General features: G+C 55.5%; 5 protein-coding genes. 3 read left to right on the top strand and 2 right to left on the bottom strand.

Features of this window, described 5'->3' with window-relative positions:
* The coding region (locus tag RSSM_RS09835; protein WP_044302068.1) for a prolyl oligopeptidase family serine peptidase at positions 1-617 on the top strand (617 nt) is incomplete at its 5' end.
* A 390-nt stretch (positions 618-1,007) separates the two neighbouring features.
* On the opposite strand, the gene RSSM_RS09830 is transcribed toward RSSM_RS09835, so the two are convergent.
* On the bottom strand, positions 1,008-2,150 hold the full coding sequence (locus RSSM_RS09830; protein ID WP_008677370.1) for a XylR family transcriptional regulator: 1,143 nt from the start codon (positions 2,148-2,150) through the stop codon (positions 1,008-1,010).
* Positions 2,151-2,303: 153 nt separating this feature from the next.
* Between RSSM_RS09830 and xylA the strand changes: the two genes are divergently transcribed.
* The gene (xylA, locus tag RSSM_RS09825; protein WP_044302066.1) at positions 2,304-3,620 is read left to right on the top strand and encodes a xylose isomerase; all 1,317 of its coding nucleotides are present in this window, start codon (positions 2,304-2,306) and stop codon (positions 3,618-3,620) included.
* Between the two features lie 1,056 nt (positions 3,621-4,676).
* A complete protein-coding gene (locus RSSM_RS09815) occupies positions 4,677-6,674 on the top strand; it encodes a glycoside hydrolase family 97 protein (protein ID WP_236621049.1) in 1,998 nt (665 codons plus the stop codon).
* Between the two features lie 152 nt (positions 6,675-6,826).
* On the opposite strand, the gene RSSM_RS33660 is transcribed toward RSSM_RS09815, so the two are convergent.
* Positions 6,827-7,359 (bottom strand): glycoside hydrolase family 95-like protein (locus tag RSSM_RS33660; protein ID WP_044302064.1); only part of this gene is annotated, 533 nt, incomplete at its 5' end.

Raw genomic sequence — 7,359 nt, 5'->3', positions numbered from 1 at the left:
AGTGCGTGGTGGATTGCATGGACGCCGGGCGGTTTCTGGTGAAGCACGCATCGCAATACGGTTTGGATCCCGACAAAATCGGTGTGTGGGGTGGTTCGGCCGGCGGGCATTTGTCGTTGATGACCGGGCTCGCACCGGGGAATCTGTTCCCGGGGGCGTCGGAACTCGCAGGTTACGATCCGACGTACCGCTGTGTGGCGTCGTACTTTCCGGCGACGTCGTTCCTGCGGATCGATCTGCTCAAGGGCAGTAATTTCGAGAACCCTCAAAAGTTCGTCGCGATGCTGGGTGGACCTTACGAAGACAATCTTGAGAACGCCAAACTTCTCAGTCCGGTCGAATATCTTTCCAAGGCATCGCCGCCGGTATTGTTGCTGCACGGAGAAAAGGACGACGTGTTACCCATCAGCGGTTCTCGGTACATGGTCGATGCCGCGAAAAAGGCTGGTGCGAACGTGAAGTTGTTAAGCGTGAAGAACGGTCGGCATAGTTTCGGCGGAAACAACCTGGACCCGTCGTTACCTGAAATTCAGCAGCACGCCACCGAGTTCATCCTACAGCATTTGAAGCCGGAGCAGCAAGCAATAGACCGAGCGGTGACGGACGAGAAACCGTGAGCGTGAGAGCGTTTGGGGATTTGATAGGTCCGATCCCCGTAACCGGATTCGCCATAATTCAGACCACCGAAGACGTGCAACATATTCTTTGAGAACCTCTCGAGCATTTTTACAAAACAATATGCATGGCATGAGGGCCGCCCCGTTGGGGCTTGGTGGTGTGATCTAATTCCGATCCCCAGGCCGTTGACCCGGGCTGAATTAGGGATGCCCCTTTGGAGCGTTTTGAGAATAGGAGGGCCCCGTTGAGGCGTAGATGAATTGGGGGATGGAATGTCCGGATGGAACGCCCCGTTCGTGTTCATGCCATCGCCGTTCAATCCATATACAAACCGCTCCAAGGGGGCGACGCTACGTCAGCCTTCGTCGTTGCCTGGTGGTCGGCTGGCGCTATCCGCGAAACTCGGTTGGTGTTTGACCGGTTTCGCGTTTGAAGGCGGCGGCCATGTACTCGACGTATTCGAAACCCATTCGGTCGGCGATCTCTCCGATTGACAGGTCCGTTTCTTTCAGCAGTTCTTTGATTCGGTTCATACGCACTCGCTGGATTTCTTCGTGCGGCGTGTGGCCGACGTGTTTTTTGAATCGGTGTTCGAGGGCACGTCGGGAAAGGCTAATGTGCCGCAGCACATCGCCGACGCGAATGTTGGCGTTGGCATGGCGACGGATGTACTGCAGCGCCTTGGCGATTTCGCCGTCTTCGATCGCGAGGGTGTCGGTCGACTCTCGCAGTTGAACGCCGAGCGGTTGGGTGATCAGTGGTTCTTCCGTTGCGACGTGTTCTCCGCTCATCATCCGGTGCAGCAAATCGGCGGCTTCGTATCCGGTTCGGCGGGTGTCGGGGATCACGCTCGAAAGGGACGGTTCGCAGAGTTCGCAGATCAACCGGTCATTGTCCACACCGAGCACGGCAACCTCGGCAGGCACCGAAATGTCGAGTCTGCGACATGCATCGAGAATCTGTTGAGCCTTGAAGTCGTAACACCCCATGATCGCGATCGGACGCGGCAAGGTCTTCAACCATTCGATGATTCGTCGTTGTTCCACCTCGAGGTCGTAGGACACATCGTAGCGGCCGACCGACTCGAACTGATGCACCGTGCAGTCCGCGGCGGTTGCCTGGCGGAGGAAATGCTCGCCACGTTTTCGAGACCAGGCGAAGCCGGCGTCGCCGCAGTAAGCGACATGCCGAAACCCTCGTTCGACAAAATGGTCGACGCCGAGTTTCGAGATCGCCTTGTCTTCCGTGTCCGCCCAGGGGACTCCGCGAACGTGCCGGGCGGCACTGAGATCCACGATCGGGACGCGAAATTTTCTCAGATGTTGGCCGATACTGTCGGTTTCGATCCGCGCAATAATTCCGTCGCCTCGCCAGTTTTGCAGCCATGCCGGGGGGGCAGCCCCCCTTTCCTGTTCGGTCAGGTGAACCGACCAATGGCCGCGTTCCTTGACGTAGGCGATCACTCCTTCGAGCAAACCACGGGAATAGCCGTTGGAGGTCTCGATGAGTAAAGCGACGGATTTCCGGCCCATGGCGGTCCTTTTAGGGCGTGTTAAATTTCTCTGTTAGTATGCGCGATATCTACTTGGAACGCGATGATGGATTGTCATGATGATGCTCAATACCTCTGAATGAGTGTCCCTCCCCATGCGGCAACGCTTGCCCGAAATCGAGTTGAGAAATCCATGACTGCTTTTCCCGAAGTTTCTAAGATCCAGTACGAAGGTCCACAATCGGACAACCCGCTCGCGTTTCGTTGGTACAACCCCGACGAAGTGGTCGCCGGGAAGACCATGAAGGATCACCTGCGATTCACGGTCACGTACTGGCACACGTTCCGTGGCACGGGATCGGATCCTTTCGGTGGTGGCACGATGCAGCGTCCATGGGATGACGGCAGTGAGTCGGTTGAGAACGCGTGTAACCGGGCCCGTGCAGCGTTCGAGTTCTTTGAAAAGTTGGATGCTCCCTTTTACGCGTTCCACGACCGCGACGTTGCCCCTGAAGGAGGCTCGTTGTCGGAAACCAACGCGAACCTGGACGCGGTCGCGAAAGTGCTCAAAGAGGAACAAGAACGCACCGGCGTGAAGTTGCTCTGGGGTACGGCGAACATGTTCAGCAACCCACGCTTCATGCACGGTGCCGCGACGACCTGCAACGTTGAGGTCTTCGCCTACGCGGCCGCTCAGGTCAAAAAGGCCCTCGAAGTCACCAAGGAACTTGGCGGTGAGAACTACGTTTTCTGGGGCGGACGTGAAGGCTATCAGTGCCTCTACAACACCGACATGAAACGTGAACTCGACCACCTCGGCCAGTTCTTCCACATGGCGGTCGACTACGCGAAAGAGATCGGCTTCACCGGTCAATTCTTGATCGAGCCGAAACCGAAAGAGCCGACCAAGCACCAGTACGATTCGGACGCTGCGGCTTGTTTGAACTTCTTGCGTTCGTACGATTTGACAGATCACTTCAAACTCAACATCGAGACCAACCACGCGACGTTGGCCGGTCACGAGATGATGCATGAACTCGAGTACGCAGGCATGCAGGGAGCCCTCGGCAGCATCGATGCCAACACCGGTGACTTGTTGCTCGGTTGGGATACCGACCAATTCGCGACGAACTACTACCTCACCACGCAGACCATGTTGGTGTTGCTGAAGTACGGTTTGGCTCCCGGCGGTGTGAACTTTGACGCGAAGGTTCGTCGCGAGAGCTTTGAACCGATCGATCTGTTCTACGCTCACATCGGCAGCATGGACGCGTTCGCTCGTGGATTGAAGGTTGCCGCCAAAATCATGGAAGACGGCGCGCTGCAGAATCTGGTCGACAATCGCTACAGCAGTTGGGACGGGGACCTCGGCAAGAAGATCGAGGCCGGAAACATGTCTTTCGCTGAACTCGAAAAACTGATGCTCGAAAAAGGGGACGCCGCATCGAACGGGAGCGGCCGTCAAGAGTTGCTCGAAAACATCGTTAACCGCTACGTCGACAACGCGTAGCACGCTTGGCGCATTCCATAAACGCATCGAGGAAGGCCCACGCGGCCTTCCTTTTTTGATGCGCGGTTGAATCGCCATTGCAAAGTGGCCTCGTCGGATAAACCAACATGTGGCTCGATAGCCTAAGTCGATAGATCTTGCGTGGCCAAAAAAGGGACACGAGTTTTCATTGCGACAACCGAAACCAATCAATCGATCTGTGCTTGTGTGGCGATAGCGATCGCGGCAGGCTGTACCTCGAACACGATTACGCAAACGGAAGTTTTTGCGGCGTGGCGGAAGTTCACTTCGAAACTCGGGCACATGCCGGGATATCTGTTTTAGTGCTTCTATGGCATCAAGCACTGACTCGTCTTTCGCGGAATCGCCGTCTATCAACCGTTGATCGGTAGCAGCGGGATTCTGACCGTGGATTTAATCCTGTCTGCGTTTTTCACGGTGACGATTTCGACTCTCGTCAGCGGTGAGATGTTCCGAGCGATTAAGGGAGCGATGAACAAAAATCGATTAGAGGCAGAGTTGGAATCTGCTGCTCAACAGAATTCGCAAGTGTATGGACTCGCATAACCATGGGCCTCATAAGTATTCGCCACGTTGTCGGTGAATCGTTGGTGCATGAGTCTGTTCGCGTCAGAATTCCGTGACTAAGATAACTGCCTGTTTTCCATGACAAATCTCAACGGCTCTCGATCCATTACGGAACTCCTCAAGGCATCTTCGCATCCGACTCGTTTAGCAGTTTTGTAGGAGTTGGTATCCGGCCTAGGTGTGTCACGGACATGAAGGATTTCCTTCCGGTTCGCCAGGCGAGTATCTCTCAGCACCTATCCATGCTGCGTCATGTTCGCCTCGTCGATGACGCACGATTGGGTACGCAGCGATGCTACCATCTCAGTCGCAAAGAGTTGTCGTGGATATGCTCGCGCTAATTCACCGAAATGACGCCGTCGTCACTCGAGCTCCCGCAGAGATTCGTTTGGAAAAGAACGACTTGGAAACTCCGATGGGAGCGACTAAAAGGTGCACACACCTTTTTCCTGAAACACAATGATCACCATGAATACGACTGCCCGGTTTCTATTTGCTGCTCTTGCAATCTGCTGCGTGCCGAGTTCCGCAGAGTCGATCCGCCTCGAAAGTCCCAGCGGAATTCTTGCGGGCCAATTCACGCTCGTTGAGGGAGTTCCCTATTGGTCGGTTCAGGCCAACGACAACGTCGTTCTCGAGAAAGGTCGGTTAGGAGTCAAACTGACCGACAATGCGTTCGGCTCCTTCGAGTCGGCTTCTGTGGAAAAGGGATCCGTCAACGAGACGATCAAGACTGCGTGGGGAAAGTTTGCCTCATGCCCAAATCACTTTCATTCGTTGGCATGGACACTGGTCGAACAAGAGGCGCCGCGACGAACGCTGAGGATCGAGGCTCGGGCCTATGATCAGGGGATCGCGGTGCGATACGTGTTCCCGAAAGAGGGTGGTTACGAGGAATCGATTTCTCTATCAGATGACCTGACCGAATTCGTTTTTCCTCATGATGCGACGGGCTGGTGTTACGCGGGCGAACACGATCCCGAAGGCCCCAAACCGCTCAGCGAGTTTCGTGCAAAGAAGGGAACCGCCGCACGGTTGCCGTTGGTCAGCGAACTGCGACCGAACGTTTTCACCGCGGTCATGGAGGCCGCGATTTACGACGTCGCACCGATGGATCTCGTGTCATCGGATCGAGGTGAATACGCGTTTCGTGCGAAGTTTTCTCGATCGACCATTCCATCGGGAAACGCAACGAGTTGGCGAGTGCTGCAGGTGGCATCGAAGCCGGGGGATCTTTTGCTTTCACCGGTGACGTATTGTTTGAACCCTCCATGCGAATTGGATGACCCATCGTGGGTAAAACCGGGACTCGCGATGTGGGATTGGCGTGCGTGGGGAGCCAAAACCGACGACGGCTTCACGTATGGATTGGACATGCCGAGTTGGCGACGGTTCATTGACTTCGCCTCGAAGCATGGCGTTTCCTATTTGGTTCTCGATGCGGGTTGGTACGGTTTGGAGTTCGAAGCGTCGTCCGATCCGACGACCAGTCGGGATTACTTGTTGGTGCAGCCCGATCCGAACAAACCTCATTTGAAACCTCAGGCTCCGCCGGCCGATTGGGAAGATCCGACCGATATCCCTGAATTGATTCAGTATGCCAAAGAGCGGAACGTCGGCATTGTTTTGTATATCAATGACATCGCGCGTTTGAATTTTCCGTTTGAGAAAACGTTGGCGTTGTACGAGAAGTGGGGAGCGGCCGGGATCAAGTACGGATTCATGAAAGGCAAAGGCCAACAGAAGGTGCGCGACACGCGATCGATTGTCGAACTGTGTGCGAAGCATCATTTATTGTGTGATTTTCATGACGGTCCGATTCCTCCGTCGGGCGATCGCCGAACGTACCCCAACTACGTCGCCCGCGAGTTCTGTCATGCTCAGTCGGATTCGCTTCGAACGTTCACGCCGACGGGATTTTGCGAGACGGTTTTTGTGAACATGTTGGCCGGACCGCTTGATATGAATAACGGTCTGTTCACGTTGGAGGATCCAGCGAGCGTTCGACCGAAGATCTTCAAAAACGTCGACACAACCGTGGTTGCGGAAACGGCTCGGGTAATGATCACGTTTTCTGGGCTCGCGATCTTGCCGGATTGTCCGGAGGCATACGAAGCGAAGGCGGACTTGTTTGAATATCTCGGTAAGCTGCCGATGACATGGGATGAGACTCGGGTGCTCGACGGCAAGATCGGCGACTACGTTTCGATGGCTCGCCGGAGTGGCGACGAGTGGTTCGTCGCGTCGGCGAACAACGAGGAACCGCGGACGCTGCCGATCAAACTGGATTTCCTCGACCCGAACGTGTCCTACGTGGCGACGTTGTATGAAGATGGTGCCGACGCACACTTTCAAACCAACCGCGAGTCATACCGCGTGCGGAAAATCGAGGTGCAGCAGGGCGACGTCGTCTCGGCCGCCATGGCAGCAGGCGGTGGACACTGCGTTTGGATTGCTCCCAAATAGGGCCACCCAAACCGTTTCGGCAAACCAAGATGGCGTGTGCACCGTCGCCGTGAGCAGGTGAGGTGCAGTACGCGGTGTAGGTAAACAGACGCGTGGTTTCCCGAAGCTGTGTCATGCCTCGATGGCGTTTTGACGTTTCTTTTGAGAGTGGTTCATTCCGACCGAAGTGGGGCATTGGTTGGTTGCAACTTCTTATCGAGATGAATCGTTTCGCCGGCTTTGGGGTGCAGCGAAATTGCTTGGTTTTGGTAGCGGAGATGGAGCATTGTGCCTCTGTTTGAATGGATCCGGACTTCACTGAGTGTTCCGTCGTGCCATTGCAAATCGACCGTGAACGCGCCGCGGGCGCGGAGTCCATGAATCGAACCGCTCGGCCACTGTTTCGGTAATGCGGGCAGCAAATCGAGGATCGGCTCGCCATCATCGTGCAGCCGATGGCTCTGTAGGAGCATCTCCGCGATGCCCGCCGTTGTTCCCATGTTGCCATCGATTTGGAAATAGTTTTCCGTGTAGAAGAGCATCATCAAATTCGGGCTGAGCCGTTCACGCATGGCTTTATTGAGAACCGCGTAAGCTTCTTCGGCTTTCTCGAGCCGCGCCCACGTGTTCAAGTGGGTTCCGGTGATCCAACTGCCTGCGGACTGGTAGTGCGGGGGTTCGGGGGTAACGTATTCCATGAACTCGA

Source organism: Aporhodopirellula sallentina SM41 (assembly GCF_000346505.1).
In the GTDB taxonomy this organism is placed as follows: Bacteria; Planctomycetota; Planctomycetia; order Pirellulales; family Pirellulaceae; genus Rhodopirellula; species Rhodopirellula sallentina.
Note: the sequence above shows the minus strand (reverse complement) of the source record. Positions and strands in the feature narration are given on the sequence as shown.

Coding starts and splice junctions, on each gene's coding strand:
- xylA (WP_044302066.1), top strand. CDS start 2,304: ATGACTGCTTTTCCCGAAGTTTCTAAGATCCAGTACGAAGGTCCACAA.
- RSSM_RS09815 (WP_236621049.1), top strand. CDS start 4,677: ATGAATACGACTGCCCGGTTTCTATTTGCTGCTCTTGCAATCTGCTGC.
- RSSM_RS09830 (WP_008677370.1), bottom strand. CDS start 2,150: ATGGGCCGGAAATCCGTCGCTTTACTCATCGAGACCTCCAACGGCTAT.